The organism is Roseobacter sp. HKCCD7870, assembly GCF_037830315.1.
Classification (GTDB): domain Bacteria; phylum Pseudomonadota; class Alphaproteobacteria; order Rhodobacterales; family Rhodobacteraceae; genus M30B80.
In genome coordinates this window covers 1144190-1159439 of record NZ_JBBLYO010000001.1, presented here as the reverse complement: position 1 = coordinate 1159439, position 15250 = coordinate 1144190, and the positions used below count along the sequence as shown (strand labels likewise).

Annotated in this window: 18 protein-coding genes and 1 tRNA gene; 11 read left to right on the top strand and 8 right to left on the bottom strand. The window is 55.8% G+C overall.

The window, feature by feature from the left end; translation table 11 throughout:
- Window positions 1-40: 40 nt before the first annotated feature.
- Window positions 41-475 carry a DUF4864 domain-containing protein gene (locus AAC637_RS05880; protein WP_340302713.1) on the top strand — a complete coding sequence of 145 codons (435 nt, stop codon included), beginning with the start codon at window positions 41-43 and terminating at the stop codon, window positions 473-475.
- 95 nt (window positions 476-570) lie between these two features.
- Window positions 571-735 (top strand): hypothetical protein, encoded by a 165-nt coding sequence (locus AAC637_RS05875; RefSeq protein ID WP_340302712.1) that lies wholly within the window; start codon window positions 571-573, stop codon window positions 733-735.
- 113 nt (window positions 736-848) lie between these two features.
- Here AAC637_RS05875 and AAC637_RS05870 read toward each other — a convergent pair whose 3' ends face one another.
- A complete protein-coding gene (locus AAC637_RS05870; RefSeq protein ID WP_340302711.1) occupies window positions 849-1328 on the bottom strand; it encodes a pyridoxamine 5-phosphate oxidase in 480 nt (159 codons plus the stop codon).
- Between the two features lie 82 nt (window positions 1329-1410).
- On the opposite strand from AAC637_RS05870, the gene AAC637_RS05865 reads away from it, so the two are divergent.
- Window positions 1411-2007 (top strand): carboxymuconolactone decarboxylase family protein, encoded by a 597-nt coding sequence (locus AAC637_RS05865; protein WP_340302710.1) that lies wholly within the window; start codon window positions 1411-1413, stop codon window positions 2005-2007.
- Complete coding sequence (locus AAC637_RS05860) at window positions 2000-2488, top strand: tRNA (cytidine(34)-2'-O)-methyltransferase (protein WP_340302709.1); 489 nt, start codon at window positions 2000-2002, stop codon at window positions 2486-2488. Before AAC637_RS05865 ends, AAC637_RS05860 begins: the two co-directional genes overlap by 8 nt.
- Here the strand turns inward: AAC637_RS05860 and AAC637_RS05855 are convergent.
- Window positions 2480-3736: a lytic murein transglycosylase gene (locus AAC637_RS05855; protein ID WP_340302708.1), complete on the bottom strand. Its 1257-nt coding sequence runs from the start codon at window positions 3734-3736 to the stop codon at window positions 2480-2482. The two genes, AAC637_RS05860 and AAC637_RS05855, sit on opposite strands and share 9 nt — an antisense overlap.
- A 170-nt stretch (window positions 3737-3906) precedes the next feature.
- A complete protein-coding gene (uvrB, locus tag AAC637_RS05850; protein WP_340303159.1) occupies window positions 3907-6096 on the bottom strand; it encodes an excinuclease ABC subunit UvrB in 2190 nt (729 codons plus the stop codon).
- 444 nt (window positions 6097-6540) lie between these two features.
- On the opposite strand from uvrB, the gene AAC637_RS05845 reads away from it, so the two are divergent.
- The 6 genes from AAC637_RS05845 to trpB all read left to right on the top strand — a co-directional run bounded on the left by AAC637_RS05845 (window position 6541) and on the right by trpB (window position 9837).
- Window positions 6541-6852: an ETC complex I subunit gene (locus AAC637_RS05845; RefSeq protein ID WP_340303158.1), complete on the top strand. Its 312-nt coding sequence runs from the start codon at window positions 6541-6543 to the stop codon at window positions 6850-6852.
- A 60-nt stretch (window positions 6853-6912) separates the two neighbouring features.
- Window positions 6913-6989 (top strand) — tRNA-Arg (locus AAC637_RS05840).
- Window positions 6990-7211: 222 nt separating this feature from the next.
- Complete coding sequence (gene ihfB / locus AAC637_RS05835) at window positions 7212-7490, top strand: integration host factor subunit beta (protein WP_317656384.1); 279 nt, start codon at window positions 7212-7214, stop codon at window positions 7488-7490.
- 23 nt (window positions 7491-7513) lie between these two features.
- Window positions 7514-7888: a LapA family protein gene (locus tag AAC637_RS05830; RefSeq protein ID WP_340302707.1), complete on the top strand. Its 375-nt coding sequence runs from the start codon at window positions 7514-7516 to the stop codon at window positions 7886-7888.
- A 6-nt stretch (window positions 7889-7894) separates the two neighbouring features.
- Window positions 7895-8536, top strand: coding sequence for a phosphoribosylanthranilate isomerase (locus AAC637_RS05825; RefSeq protein ID WP_340302706.1), 642 nt, complete (start codon window positions 7895-7897; stop codon window positions 8534-8536).
- Window positions 8537-8610: 74 nt separating this feature from the next.
- A complete protein-coding gene (trpB, locus tag AAC637_RS05820) occupies window positions 8611-9837 on the top strand; it encodes a tryptophan synthase subunit beta (protein WP_340302705.1) in 1227 nt (408 codons plus the stop codon).
- A gap of 46 nt (window positions 9838-9883) precedes the next feature.
- Here the strand turns inward: trpB and AAC637_RS05815 are convergent, their stop codons facing one another.
- From AAC637_RS05815 to AAC637_RS05805, 3 genes are all read right to left on the bottom strand, one after another.
- Window positions 9884-10249: a DUF2237 family protein gene (locus AAC637_RS05815; RefSeq protein ID WP_340297668.1), complete on the bottom strand. Its 366-nt coding sequence runs from the start codon at window positions 10247-10249 to the stop codon at window positions 9884-9886.
- A gap of 66 nt (window positions 10250-10315) precedes the next feature.
- Window positions 10316-11005, bottom strand: coding sequence for an aminoacyl-tRNA hydrolase (gene pth / locus AAC637_RS05810; RefSeq protein WP_340302704.1), 690 nt, complete (start codon window positions 11003-11005; stop codon window positions 10316-10318).
- A gap of 109 nt (window positions 11006-11114) precedes the next feature.
- Window positions 11115-11741 (bottom strand): 50S ribosomal protein L25/general stress protein Ctc, encoded by a 627-nt coding sequence (locus tag AAC637_RS05805; protein WP_340243467.1) that lies wholly within the window; start codon window positions 11739-11741, stop codon window positions 11115-11117.
- 155 nt (window positions 11742-11896) lie between these two features.
- Here AAC637_RS05805 and AAC637_RS05800 point away from each other — a divergent pair, with 155 nt between their 5' ends.
- Window positions 11897-13105 (top strand): MFS transporter, encoded by a 1209-nt coding sequence (locus AAC637_RS05800; protein WP_340302703.1) that lies wholly within the window; start codon window positions 11897-11899, stop codon window positions 13103-13105.
- Here the strand turns inward: AAC637_RS05800 and AAC637_RS05795 are convergent.
- Window positions 13102-14265 carry an alpha-hydroxy acid oxidase gene (locus tag AAC637_RS05795; RefSeq protein WP_340302702.1) on the bottom strand — a complete coding sequence of 388 codons (1164 nt, stop codon included), beginning with the start codon at window positions 14263-14265 and terminating at the stop codon, window positions 13102-13104. The two genes, AAC637_RS05800 and AAC637_RS05795, sit on opposite strands and share 4 nt — an antisense overlap.
- A 60-nt stretch (window positions 14266-14325) precedes the next feature.
- Window positions 14326-15120 carry a tryptophan synthase subunit alpha gene (trpA, locus tag AAC637_RS05790; RefSeq protein WP_340302701.1) on the bottom strand — a complete coding sequence of 265 codons (795 nt, stop codon included), beginning with the start codon at window positions 15118-15120 and terminating at the stop codon, window positions 14326-14328.
- Between the last annotated feature and the right edge of the window lie 130 nt (window positions 15121-15250).

The following is a 15250-nucleotide window of genomic DNA, read 5'->3' as shown; positions in this document are numbered from 1 at the left end:
CCTCCTGCCAACAAGGGGTAGAGGTCAAAGGTCATCAGGCGTGATCCGTCATTATGTCATCACTTTGATTTTGGTTCTGGGGCTGGGCTTGGCCGGTGCGCCGCGCTCGGCGCTGGCGCAGTCTGCACCTGAGATTGATAATCGCGTTGAAGCGACCATTGCCGCCCAGCTTGAAGCCTTTCGCGCCCAAGACATCCCCCGCGCATGGAGCTATGCAAGCCCCCTTATTCAAAATTTATTTGGCGATCAGGATCAATTTGCCCGCATGGTCGAGCAAGGTTATCCCATGGTGTGGCATCCGCTGACCTATCGGTTTGGTGCGGCGCGTATGACCCAAACTGGCGTTTTTCAGCAGGTCGAAGTAATTGATCGCGATGGGCAAAGCCATCTTTTGATTTACGAAATGGTCGAGATTGCGGGTGATTGGCGGATCAATGGTGTCCATTACATGCCGCAGCCGCCCGCCTCGGTCTAAGGATTAAGACGTTTTTAACACGTTTGACGTGGAACCCCTCCGCAACGCATCTATCAAACCAATATTTTACATTCTGCGAGGTTCGGTTCAGGGCTTTGCGGGACACCCAAAACCCTGTGACGCTTGCCGTAACGGAAAACAGCCCGCAGCAGGTTCGGGAGGTGGATTTGCGCGATTGGCCGCCTTTTGAGGGTCAGGCACGGGTTGCGGCCTCTGCCCTGCCTGAGGGGCCGTTGCGCAACAGCGCCAATGTTGTCTAATACGTCACCCCCTATGCCACCACACGGCATGGGGTTGGGCGCGGCTCAATTCGCCTGAACTGGCCTCAGCCTGTGCGTGGCACAGTGCAATTGACCGCGCGCTGTGACACACTCTAAGGCCGCAGATCATCGGGGGTAAGATGAAAGGCCTGACCAAAGCCGCCATTTAAAAACGCGGCTTTGACGGTGAATTCCACCATACGGAAATCGCCAAAATCAAAATAGAGCTTTGCTTTGGGATAGGCGGCCAGATAGGCCGCCTTTTTTTCGGCCTTGTCACAGGGCAGGGCATAGGTTTCTAAACTCAGGCGGGGATGGGTCAAGGGGTCGCCGCGATCATGCACAGAGCCGATCAACAGCCCACAGTTTGGCCGCTCTGCCAAGGCGCGACTATGCGTGGAGAGATCTGAAACAAGACTAAGAATTTGTGCCGTCTCAGGCAGCCAGACATAGGCGACACGGCTGAGGGTGGGCGCGCCTGTCTGCGGGTCAGTGACCCCAAGCGCCGCATAGTTATGGTCTGCCATTATCCCACGGGCCAATGCGCGCGCCGCATCATCGGTCGGGCGTATGGGGTTGGTCGCTTTTTCCATTGGCCCGCGCCTTTCGCTTGCAAGTTTTGCCCCTGCGCGCCACGGTCTGCGCAGCAAAGGGAAAAGAAGGGAGACCCGCATCATGGCATTGATCCGCCCGCTTGAGGAAGAGGAAATGGAGCGCGATCTGGCAGATCACGTTCAGTTTTTCAAAGGGCCGTTGGGGGTGATCCCAAATTCTGTGCGCACCATGGCACATCGTGCGCCAATCGCGCGGGCCTTTACCGATTTGAACGTGGCGGTCATGACGGATTACGGCGCGGTCAAGCCTGAATTTAAACGCCTGCTTGGGTATGTGTCCAGTCAGGCATCAGGCTGCCTGTATTGTCAGGCCCATATGATCTTGGCCTCCGAGCGGTTCGGCGCGTCAGAAGATCGGTTAAACCATGTGTTCACCTTTGAAGATAGCTCCCATTTCACCGAGGCCGAGAAAGCCGCCTTGGCCTTTGCGCAGGCGGCAACCCTTGTGCCAAATGCGGTGACACCAGAAATCGGCGCACGCCTAAAGGCGCATTGGGGTGAGGCCGCCGTGGTCGAGATCATGGCCGTTGTCGCGCTGTTTGGATATCTTAATCGTTGGAATGACAGTATGGGATCCGCCCTAGAAGATCTTCCAATCAGCAAAGGTGAGGCGCGTTTGAAAGACGCCACAGGGTGGAGTGTTGGCAAGCATGTCTGAGCGCCCCCAAGCCCCGCATCAGATGAAGATCGTGTTGTTCCAACCCGAGATACCCGGGAATACAGGCACGATTGGGCGCACTTGCGTGGGCTTGGATATGGAATTGATTTTGATCCGACCCTATGGGTTTGAGCTATCGGAGAAATCAGTGCGCCGCGCGGGGCTGGATTATTGGAAATATGTGCGCCTGACAGAATATGATGATTGGGAAGCGTTTATCGCAGCGCGCAGGCCGCGCGCGGATCAGTTGTTTCTCTTTGAAAATGATCGGGCGCAATCGGCCTATGAGGTCGAATTTCCCCAAGATGCCTATTTGGTTTTTGGCCGTGAGACGACAGGGCTGTCTCCTGAGATTATCGCAGCCCATGCGGATCGGCTTGTCTCCTTGCCGATGTATTCCCCGCATATTCGCTCTTTGAATCTGGCGAATATCGCTTGCGCGGCAGCCTACCAAGCCTTGCGCAGTCACGCCTTAGCGTAAAGCGGTCAGCAGGGTTTGCGAGGGTTGGCCTGTGATGGGCCATCCTCTTTCAGCCTCAAAGGCGCGAATGGCGGCTTCGGTTTGGCGGCCAAATACGCCATCAATCGTGCCAATCTGATAGCCACGCGCCTTAAGGCCCCCTTGGATAGCGCGGCGATCTTCGATCAGCAGTCCATATTGATCTGGTGGGAATGGCGTTGATATAGGCCCCGCCCCAGTCAGCCGCCCTGCGAGGTAGATGACACCAAGCGCGTAATTATCCGATGCATTATATCGCAAGAGCGCGCTGAAATTGGGCGAAACGAGGAACCCAGGCCCGTTTGGCCCTGCAGGCAGCAGCAGGGCGGCATTGCCCAAATCGCGGGTGGGCGTCACCACAGGCACCACGCCGCGCGTAATCCAAGTGGCAAGCGCGCTTGGCGCGCCGCGCCCAGAAGGCCCCGAATATCCTTGGGGCAGGCGCACCTCGCAACCCACGCCAAATTGGCTTTGCCATGCGCCCCCTTCGCGCAGATAAGCGGCCGTTGAGGCCAAGGCATCTGTGGGATCAATGCCCCAAATATCTTTCTTGCCATCACCATTGAAATCCACCGCATGGGCCGCAAAGGTGGTGGGAATGAATTGGGTATGCCCCATGGCCCCTGCCCATGATCCTTTGAGTTTTTCGGCGGTTGTATGGCCTTGCTGTAAAATCCGCAGAGCAGCAAAAAGCTGCGCCTCGAAAAAGGCCGCGCGCCGTCCGTCGTAGGCAAGGGTCGATGTGGCTGAGATCACGGGAATATCCCCGCGCTTTGCACCAAACTCGCTTTCAACGCCCCAAATCGCCGCCACCACTTCGCGTGGGACGCCATATTGGTCTTCGATGCGGCGCAAGAGGCGCGATTGATTGGTAAAGGCTGCGCGGCCCGAAGTCACCTTGGCCTCAGAGGCGACAAGATTCAAATAATCCTCGAAACTGCGAGAGAATTCTGCCTGATTGCGGTCGCGGGTCACGAGACCTGGCAAATAGCCTGTGCCACGGAAAGCTTGCGAAATGGTGACGGGGTGTATTCCCCGTGCCTCGGCGCGGGATTTGAAATTGGCCACCCATTGGGCATAGCCCGCATTTGGGGTTGGTTGCAGATCAGGCGGGGTGGGGCGCAGGAAGTTTTGGCCTGCTTGGGTCAAGCCATCCAACGGGTTTGGCACGCATCCGCCAAGCAGGGATGCGCCCGTGGTTAGCATCATCATGCGTCTGGTGAGGGTCATGCTCGCGGCCTCTTGTTCTTATGCGCGTCCTTCTACCAAATTCTTCGCGCAAGGGCGACAAGAATGCGGGATGATGATCCACAAAAATTGGCAGATGTGCCGTTTCAGAGGCCTTTGTCTGCGCGGTTCAAAAGGCGAGCTTGGGCCGTGAGGGCGCGCAGGGTGCCGCCCTATCTACGGCGCTTGACCCCACCCCGTTGCCCAGGCCGCCCTGCGGTGCTGCGCCCTTTTGCGGCGCTTGCCGCCTCGACCGCTTCATCCACGGCAGATTGGCGGGCCAGCGGGTCATCCGCCACAGCCAGTTCCACCGCCTCTAGGCGCTTGACCTCATCGCGCAAGCGCGCGGCCTCTTCGAATTCCAAATTCTCTGCTGCTTTGCGCATCTGCGCGCGCAGCCCATCGAGATGGGCTGCCAGATTTGCACCGACCATAGGTTTGTCGACCTTTGCGGTGACGCGGCTCATGTCCACATCGCCTTGATACAGCCCCGACAAGATATCCTCGACATTCTTCTTCACTGTCGCGGGGGTGATCCCGTGTTCCTCATTATAAGCGATCTGCTTGGCGCGGCGGCGATCCGTTTCCGCAATGGCGCGTTCCATGCTGCCTGTGATGCGGTCAGCATACATGATGACACGGCCATCCGCATTGCGCGCGGCACGTCCGATGGTTTGAATGAGCGAGGTTTCAGAACGCAAAAAGCCCTCTTTGTCGGCATCCAAAATTGCGACAAGCCCACATTCGGGAATGTCCAATCCTTCGCGCAACAGGTTGATCCCGATCAGAACGTCAAAGGTGCCAAGGCGCAAATCGCGCAAAATCTCGATCCTTTCGATTGTGTCGATATCGCTATGCATATAGCGCACGCGGACGCCTTGTTCATGGAGATATTCGGTCAAATCTTCGGCCATGCGCTTGGTCAATGTGGTGACAAGCACACGCATGCCCTTGGCCGCGACTTGGCGGATTTCATCCAACAGATCATCCACTTGCGTCTCAATTGGCTGGATCTCAATTTGCGGGTCTAACAGGCCCGTTGGACGGATCACTTGTTCGGTAAAGACGCCGCCTGCCTGTTCCAATTCCCAAGCAGCAGGGGTGGCCGAAACAAAGATAGATTGTGGCCGCATCGCGTCCCATTCTTCGAATTTCAGCGGTCGGTTATCCATGCAAGAGGGCAGTCGGAACCCGTGTTCGGCCAAGGTGAATTTGCGCCGATAGTCCCCGCGATACATGCCCCCGATCTGCGGCACTGTAACATGCGATTCATCGGCAAAGACGATGGCGTTATCTGGAATATATTCAAACAAGGTGGGGGGCGGCTCGCCCGGGGCGCGGCCTGTCAAATAGCGCGAATAGTTCTCAATGCCGTTGCAAACGCCCGTGGCCTCAAGCATTTCGATGTCGAAATTTGTGCGCTGTTCAAGGCGCTGTGCCTCAAGCAGTTTCCCGTCAGCCACAAGATGATCCAAGCGCTGGCGCAATTCTTCTTTGATGGCCTTCACCGCCTGTTGCATGGTTGGGCGTGGGGTGACGTAATGCGAATTGGCGTAGATACGGATTTTGTCGAATTTATCGGTGCTTTGACCCGTCAGCGGATCAAATTCGGTGATGCCTTCGAGTTCCTCGCCAAAAAACGAGAGACGCCATGCCCGATCTTCGAGGTGCGCAGGCCAAATTTCCAAACTGTCGCCGCGCACCCGGAATGAGCCGCGCTGAAACGCCTGATCATTGCGCCGATATTGCTGTGCAACCAAATCGGCCATGACCTGCCGTTGATCATAGTCTTGTCCTGCGAATAGATCGACTGCCATAGCCGTATAGGTTTCGACCGAGCCAATGCCGTAAATACAGGACACCGATGCCACGATGATCACATCGTCCCGTTCCAACAGCGCGCGGGTGGCGGAATGGCGCATTCGGTCAATCTGTTCGTTGATCTGGCTTTCTTTCTCAATGAACGTGTCCGTGCGCGGGACATAGGCTTCGGGTTGGTAGTAATCGTAATAGCTGACGAAATACTCGACCGCGTTATCGGGGAAAAAGTTTTTGAACTCCCCATAAAGCTGAGCTGCCAAGGTCTTGTTATGGGCAAGTATGATTGCGGGGCGTTGTGTTTCTTCAATCACCTTGGCCATGGTAAAGGTCTTGCCCGTGCCAGTTGCCCCCAACAAAACTTGGTTGCGATCCCCATCTGTTACGGCGGCTGCAAGCTCGGCAATCGCGCGGGGTTGGTCGCCCGCGGGGGTAAACTCGGTCTGCATCACAAAGCGCTTGCCGCCTTCGAGTTTTTCGCGTGCCAAACGATCGCTATTGGCGCGCCCCTCGCGCGGGGACGCAGCGCGTGGCAAATCGGGCATAGAGCTTGGGGAATTGTTATGCATTTTGGCCTTTCCACAGGTCACACGCATGGTCTGTGCGCAGGGTCTATCCTATCGCGCTGCGCGCCAAGGACAAGCGATAGAGGGCTCATTCATTGGGGCGCTGTGAGGTTTCCGAAAAGTTAATCAACTCAGAACAATTTGTCGCAAAGTTATACAACTTTAAGGAGAAATTTTGATTGCATCCGAGAGAAAATTTCCGTAGCATTTTCTTGCAAGGAGCAATTTGATTGTCGGTATGGAATAGCACCACCCACCCCTCGCTCCCTAGATCTCGGCCGGCAATTCAATATTGGGGTATTTCCTGCTGCCCGCGCTCATCTTCATCTTGCAACTTCCGCGCGTTTTGCCGATATGTGAACCAGTTTTGATGGCTGAGCGATCCCCCGAACGCTCAGAACCAATAGAATGACGGAGCAAGCCATGGTCGCGCGCATTTACAAACCCGCCAGAACCGCAATGTCCTCGGGCACTGCAAAAACCAAGGATTGGGTTCTAGAATTTGTTCCTGAGAGGGCGCGCGAGATTGATCCACTGATGGGGTGGACATCAAGCGGCGATACGAAAGCGCAAGTGCGCCTTTATTTCGACAGCCACGAAGCAGCCGAGGATTACGCCCGCGCCCATGGGATCGAAGCAGTGGTGTTGCGCCCCAAATCGCGCAAGCCAAATGTGCGCGCAGGCGGCTATGGCGAGAATTTCGCCACCAACCGCCGCACGGTTTGGACGCATTAACCCAACATCCCCCTTTGCCCGTTTACGAAGGCCCCAAGATTGGGTAATCAGCCCGCATGCGGTCCCTTAGCTCAACTGGATAGAGCAGCTGACTTCTAATCAGCAGGTTCGGGGTTCGAGTCCTCGAGGGATCGCCATTTTTCGGTAACGCTTGCACGAATCATGCGGTGTGTCCGTCATGGAGGGCACAGGCCGAGGTCTATGTGACATCTCTGCGATATGCTGAATTTCCTCGCCTGCGGGCTGATATCCGCGCATCTGGCTGCCAAACCTTAAAAAAATCCTGCTTTTCGGTTCCTAGGTGCGTATGAAAGGCTTATACAGTTCGCAACACACATGCGCTTGCGGGGAGGCATGACATGATAAGATCAGAACTTGTGCAAAAACTCGCGGAGGAAAATCCGCATCTTTATCAGCGCGATGTTGAGCGGATTGTGGGAGCAATTTTTGACGAAATCATCGAAGCCATGGCGCGAGGAGATCGGGTCGAATTGCGCGGCTTTGGCGCGTTTTCGGTAAAAAAGCGTGATGCACGCGTGGGCCGCAATCCGCGGACGGGCGAGACTGTATCGGTCGAAGAAAAACATGTTCCCTTCTTCAAGGCGGGCAAATTGCTGCGTGACCGATTGAATTCGTAACGAGAACTGCGCGAGGGTAAGGCGTGATTCGAATAATAAAGCTGAGTTTCATTCTCTGTGTCGCGGTGGTTCTGATTGTTCTGGCGATTGCCAATCGCGATCCGGTGGTGATTCATCTGTTACCTGCCGATTTGGCGCTGTGGCTGCGGATGGATTTGTCTATATCCCTCCCTCTGTTCTTGATCATTTTCGGCGCGATTACCGCAGGGTTGGTCTTAGGCTTTGTTTGGGAATGGCTACGCGAACACCGGCATCGTGCGGATGCATCGCGCGCGAAGCGTGATGCGACACGCCTGTCGCGGGAATTGGAAACCCTCAAGGGCGAGGCACGGGCGAAAGAGGGTCAGGATGACATTCTTGCCTTGTTGGAGGATGACAAGCCCTTGCGGCTTGGTTGATCCCTGATGAGCATTTCCATTAAATTTTGTGGCCTTTCTCAGCCTGCCGATATTGTGGCTGCGGCCGAGGCGGGTGCGCGCTATGTGGGTTTTGTATTTTTCCCAAAATCACCCCGTTCGGTTAGCCTGACACAGGCCCGTGACTTGGCGCTTGCCGTTCCTGTTGGCGTGGCCAAGGTGGGTTTGGTGGTCGATCCAGAGGATGCCTTTCTAGATCAACTTCTGGCCGAAGTGCCGCTTGATATTTTGCAATTGCACGGCCATGAAACACCTACCCGTGTGGCGGAAATCCGTGCGCGCACGGGCCTGCCTATGATGAAGGCCATTGGTATCGCAGAAGCGGATGATTTGGGGCAGATTGCGGATTACGCGGCGGTCAGTGATCAATTGCTGATTGATGCCAAGCCGCCGAAAAATGCTGATCTTCCTGGGGGGAATGGTCTTTCTTTTGACTGGCGGTTGTTGGCCGGACGCAGATGGCCTGTGCCATGGATGCTGGCTGGTGGATTGACGCCTGACAATGTGCGGCTTGCCGTGCAAATGACAGGCGCGCAGCAGGTTGATGTTTCATCAGGCGTGGAAAGTCGGGCAGGGGTAAAAGACCCTACCCTGATCCATGCTTTTGCCGATGTGGTGAACGGGGGCTAAACCTTGCCCCTTTCTCTTGCTCAATTCTTGCGCCCGCGTTAGGCAGTGGGTCGAATGTGAAAAAAGGTGCCTCCATGCCCGATGATATCTTGAACAGCTTTATGACTGGCCCTGATGAAAGCGGCCGCTTTGGCCAATTCGGCGGGCGGTTTGTGTCAGAAACCCTGATGCCGCTGATTTTGGAATTGGAAGCCCAATATGAACGCGCCAAAACAGATCAATCTTTCTGGGATGAAATGCATGATTTGTGGACGCATTATGTCGGCCGTCCGAGCCCCCTCTATTTCGCAGAGCGCCTGACCGAGCATTTGGGCGGCGCAAAAATCTATCTCAAGCGAGATGAGCTAAACCATACGGGCGCGCACAAGATCAACAATGTGTTGGGTCAGATCATTTTGGCCCGCCGCATGGGTAAGACACGGATTATTGCGGAAACAGGTGCGGGCCAGCATGGCGTGGCCACGGCGACAGTCTGTGCAAAATTTGGCTTGAAATGCGTGGTCTATATGGGCGCGCATGATGTCGAACGCCAAGCACCCAATGTGTTCCGCATGAAACTGCTTGGGGCCGAGGTTGTGCCTGTGACGTCAGGGCGTGGCACTTTGAAAGACGCGATGAACGATGCCTTGCGCGACTGGGTGACCAATGTGCGTGATACATTCTACTGCATCGGCACGGTCGCAGGCCCCCACCCATATCCTGCGATGGTGCGTGATTTCCAAGCGATTATTGGCAAAGAGGCCCGCGAACAGATGTTGGCCGCCGAAGGCCGTTTGCCAGATACGATCATTGCGGCCATTGGCGGCGGTTCAAATGCGATGGGGCTGTTTTATCCCTTCTTGGATGACAAGGATGTGCAGATCATTGGCGTTGAGGCAGGTGGCAAAGGCGTCAATGACAAGATGGAGCATTGCGCAAGCCTGACAGGGGGGCGTCCGGGTGTGCTGCATGGCAACCGCACCTATTTGCTGCAAGACGAAGATGGACAAATCCTTGAGGGTCATTCGATTTCGGCGGGGCTCGATTACCCTGGTATCGGGCCTGAGCATTCATGGCTCCACGATATTGGTCGCGCTGAATATGTCTCGATCACCGATAGCGAAGCTTTGGAGGCATTTCAGCTGTGCTGCCATCAAGAGGGCATCATTCCCGCGCTAGAGCCAAGCCATGCTTTGGCTCATGTGATGAAAATCGCGCCGACCCTGCCAAACGATCATTTGATCTGCATGAATATGTGTGGTCGCGGTGATAAGGATATCTTCACAGTGGCCCGTGCCTTGGGATGGGAGATGCAGGGCTAATCCCCGCATCTCTCCCCATTCTGCGCCTAAACCATCGGTTCGGGTGTCACTCGATCTGGTGCAATTCCAATACGGTCAGCGGAATGATTTCGAGCGCGCGCATATGGGTTGCGTGCAGGTTCACCTTTGGCGCAACGCCCTCTTCATGAGCCTGTAGGAACCGCGAGGCGCATAGGCACCAGCGATCGCCCTCCTTTAAGCCAAGAAATCCATATTCGGGGCGGGGTGTGGTTAAGTCATTGCCCACATATTTTGAAAAGGCCAGAAATTCGCGGGTCATGACCGCGCAGACAGTATGCGCGCCGAAATCATCATCGCTGGTGTCGCAGCACCCGTTGCGAAAGAAGCCCGTCATTGGATCGCGGCCGCAGCTTTGCAGCGGCGCACCAAATACATTTACGCTTTCATCCATGGTCTATCCTCATACGTGCCAAAGGTGTTGCGACAGAGGGATAGGCACACCCAAGGCGCTAAATGTTTATCGAAACCGATCAACCAGCTTTTGTAACGGGCTTCGGCTGTCTTGCGGTGTCTCTACGGCCTCAGCAGGGGATGGGGCCGTGTCGCGTGATTTGCGCCTCGGCGCTGTTTCGCGGGCGGGTGTGGTGGTTTGTAAGGCCACTGCATTTTGGAACTGCGCGCCATTATCCTCGGCAAGGGCTTTGGCCCCATTCGAGATGCCCCGCAACATCAGCTCTAGCCATGACTGATCGGCCTTGGAAAAATCAGACAGAACATAGGCCGCGACCCGATCCTTGTGGCCTGGATGACCAATACCAAGCCGCACACGGTGATAAGCCTCACCAATATGCTCGTGTAGCGACCGCAGACCATTATGCCCTGCATGCCCCCCGAACGACTTAAGCCGAAGTTTCGATGGGGCAAGGTCAAGCTCGTCATGAAAAACTGTGACATCTTGCGCGGTCAGTTTAAAAAACCGCATTGCCTCGCCCACGGATTGCCCCGAGCGGTTCATATAGGTTTCTGGCTTGAGCAAGATCACCTTTTGGCCGCCCAAAACCCCTTCGCAGATTTGGCCTTGAAATTTGCTGCGCCACGGAGAGAACCCATGATCTGCAGCAATATGATCCAAGGCCATGAACCCGATATTGTGACGGTTCTGGCTATATTTCGTGCCGGGATTTCCAAGACCAACCCAAAGTTTCATAGCTGCTGTGATACCCCGATTGCCCGTCCCGTGAAAGGGTGGTGTCTGATAAAATAAAGGCGCGAAGAAATCTTCGCGCCTTTATCAATTCGTTAGAAGATCGGCCTGATTATTCGGCTGCTTCTTCTTCGCCTTCAGCAGCGGCTTCGTTATCTGCACTTACCAGACCCGATGGGGCGGTGATATTGGCGATCACGAAATCGCGGTCGATTGTTGGCTTAACGCCTTCTGGCAGGGTGACGTCAGAGATGTGGATCACATCGCCAATGCCGCGGCCTGTCAGGTCAACAGTGATCCCTTCAGGGATGTCACCTGCAATCACCGAAAGCTCAACCTCAGCGCGCACGACTGTCAAAACGCCACCGCGTTTGATGCCAGGTGCGGCTTCGTGGTTGATGAAGTTGACAGGGATGAACAGCTTCACACGCGAAGTGCGGCGCAAGCGCATCAAATCAACATGGGTCGGCAGATCTTTTACCACATCGCGCTGCACGCCACGGCAAATGACGCGCACATCTTCTTGACCTTCAACCTTGAGGTTGAACAGAGTCGAGAGGAAGCGGCCTTCTTTCAGGCGCTTGAGCAATTGGTTAAAGGGGATTTGAATCGCAAGAGGGTCAGCCCCACCGCCATACACAATACCGGGCACTTTGCCTTCACGGCGAGCTTGACGAGCGGCCCCCTTGCCTGTCCCCGTCCGTGCCTCGGCGATAAGATCAGGAATCTCACCAGCCATAGCTATATCTCCATATGTTATGGGCCGCCTCCAAGGGTGTCGGGCCCGTGAAGCCGCGCTCTTACAAGGATTTTCTGCCTTTGACCAGAGCTAAATCTGCCATTTTGCTCATATATCGCTTGAGCCATTCCAATCGGCGGGGTAGCGATTTCAGCATGCATGCGCTCACCAAAATCAAACAGGATCTTTCGCTGACCATCAGGCCCGTCTTTGGCTTTATGGTTTTGGGCATCTTTTGGGGCTCTTATGCGGCGCTTGCCCCGCAGATAAAGGCCCAGATTGGGGCAGGTGATGGGCTTTTTGGCACGCTTTTGCTGATGTCCGCTTTTGGGCTTGTCACCGCAATGTGGTTGGCGCCGCGGGTGGATCGGCATTTGGGCAAATGGGGGCTGCCCCTCGGCGCGGGTCTATTGGCCTTGTCGTTTGCGGTTTTGGGTGCGGCAAGCCGACCATTGGAATTTGGCATTGGGATGGTTTTAGCGGGGGCGGCTTCGGGGCTGACGGATGTCATTATCAATGCCCGCGTCTCAGAGGCAGAGGCCGCCTACAAGCGTCCGCTTATGTCACTTAATCATGCGATGTTTTCTTTCGCCTATGCGCTTGCTGCATTGAGTGTAGGCACGGCGCGGGAATTTGATGCCTCAGCCTTGCAGGTGTTTTTGGGGTTAGGGGTCATCGTTGCTTTGGCACTGCCCATTTTGCGCAGCCCATCTTTTTTGGTCGGTGCTTCGCGGGATGGCGCAACGGAGCAGGGCGTTGATTTGGCACCCTTCTGGCCAGGTTTGGTGATCTGGCCTGGATTGGTGGTGATGTTTGGCTTTATGTCAGAGGCCGCGATGGAAAGTTGGTCTGCCTTGCATATTGAACGCTCGCTCGGCGGGCGGGCTGTCGAAGGGGCGATTGGCCCCTTCACGTTGGGCTTAACCATGGGGATTGGCCGTCTTGCAGGGCATTTTCTCACGCAAGAGCATGATACGCTGCGTATGGTTTCGCGCGCGGCGTTGGTTTCGGCGGCGGGGGCGGTGATCGCCGCTTTCGCAGTGACGCCCGAGATGGCCTATACAGGATTTGCCATCCAAGGATTGGGCGTGTCGATCATCGCTCCTTTGGCGCTTGGTTTGGCGGGGCAACTCGCAGGGTCTGGGGGAAGAACGCGGATCATCGCCCGCGTGTCGGTCATTGGGTTTGCGGGGTTTTTGCTCGCCCCCGTAACAATGGGATGGATGGCAGAATTGGCCAGCCTGCGGGTGGCTTTTGGCATGATTGCGGTGATTTTGCTTATCATCCCGCTGATCTGCGCGCGTGCTCTCCGCCCCCTCTCACCTGCGCGTGGCGGGCAAGAGGGGCGCATCACCGGGGTTTAGCCCCACTCGCAATTAAAGTTTTTCGGAACAAGCAGGTTGTGACGTCCAAGGGCCTTCACATCACGCTCGCCGCAGAGCGCCATCGTGCTGTCCAGTTCCTTATGGATCACTTCCAAGGCGCGGGTAACGCCTGCTTCCCCCATGGCGCCAAGCCCGTTGACGAAGGCGCGCCCGATATAGGTGCCCTTTGCCCCCATAGCCAAAGCCTTTAGCACATCTTGACCAGAGCGAATGCCACTGTCGAGATGCACTTCGATCTTGTCGCCAACTGCGTCCAAAATCGGCTCCAACATACGGATTGAGGATAAGGCCCCATCCAATTGACGCCCGCCATGGTTGGACACAACGATGGCATCCGCGCCGACCTTTGCGGCCATTTTTGCATCTTCGGCATCCAAAATGCCCTTAATGATCACAGGGCCATCCCACATTTTGCGGAATTGTTTAATGCGTTCCCAATCAAGGCTTTGATCAAAGGCTTGCGCCGTCCATGAACCCAGCGAGGAGGGGTCATCAATCCCAGCCACATGACCCACAATATTACCAAAGAAGCGCCGCTTGGTGCCGAGCATCTCAAGGCCCCATTGCACTTTGGTCATCATATCAGCCACCGATTTCACAGTGAATTTGGGCGGGGCTGACAGCCCGTTTTTGAGGTCTTTGTGACGTTGACCCAAAAGCTGCAAATCCACTGTAATTACGATGGCCGAGCATTTAGCGTCTTTCGCGCGCTGAAACAGCCGCGTCATGAAATCATCGTCTTTGAGCGTGTAGACCTGAAACCAGAAGGGTTTGCTGGTATGTTCCGCCACATCTTCGATAGAGCAGATCGACATAGTCGAGAGGGTGAAAGGCACGCCAAATTTTTCTGCGGCACGCGCCGCTTTGATCTCGCCATCAGCGCGCTGCATACCCGTCAGCCCAACAGGCGCCAAGGCCACGGGCATCGCCACATCATGGCCAATCATGGTCGAGGCTGTGCTGCGGTTTGACATATCGACCGCCACCCTTTGGCGGAGGCGGATCAGGTCGAAATCGGATGAGTTTTCGCGGAAGGTCTGCTCTGTCCAACTGCCTGATTCTGCGTAATCGTAAAACATCTTTGGCGTGCGCTTTTGATGCAAGCGGCGCAGGTCTTCGATTTCGGTGATGACGGGCATGGTGGCACTCCTCCGCAAGGCTGGTAAGGAAGTCTTACCAATTCTTGCGAAGGCCCGCAATCAATTGGCGCGATGCGCCCCATCGGCCAAGGATTTCACAAAGGCGGTGATCTCTGGCACGGATTTTCCCTGCTCAATCAGGCTGACAATCGCTGACCCCACGACCGCCCCATCGGCAACGCCGGCAATCGCTTCGGCGGCCTCAGGCGTTTTGATCCCAAAGCCTACAATCACGGGCAGATCGGTCTGCGATTTGATCCGTGCCACCTCTGGCCCAACATCACCCGCCTGCGCATTGGCAGCCCCTGTGATGCCTGTGATCGAAACATAGTAGATAAAGCCCGATGTGTTTTCCAACAGCTTGGGCAGCCGTTTATCATCACTGGTCGGTGTCGCCAGACGGATGAAATTCAACCCTGCGTTTTGCGCGGGAATGCACAGCTCGCTGTCTTCTTCGGGGGGCAAGTCAACGATGATCAAGCCGTCAATGCCCGCCTCTTTGGCTTGCTCCAAAAAGCGATCCACACCGCGGCTGTAAATCGGGTTGTAATATCCCATCATCACAATCGGCGTGTCATTATCGGTTTTGCGCAACTCACGCGCCATTTGCAGCGTTTTGTCGAGGGTCTGCCCCCCTTCAAGCGCGCGCTGTCCCGCAAGCTGAATGGTCGAGCCATCCGCCATCGGATCGGTAAAGGGCAGGCCCAATTCGATGATATCCACACCCGCCGCAGGCAGGGCTTTGATCAACTCAAGCGAGGTGTCGTAATCAGGATCGCCCGCCATGACATAGGCGACAAAGGCCTTCTTGCCCTCTTGGGCCAGCCGCGCAAAAGTGGTGTCGATCCGTGTCATAGGTGCCTCCCGCGAAATCGTTCGTTTGGGGTTTGCGGCAAATAGCGGCGGAAATCAATGGGGCCTGACGGGTTCGGGCCATTGCCCCGCCGCGCACTTCGCCCTAGAAGGCAGCCAACGCGCATCACGG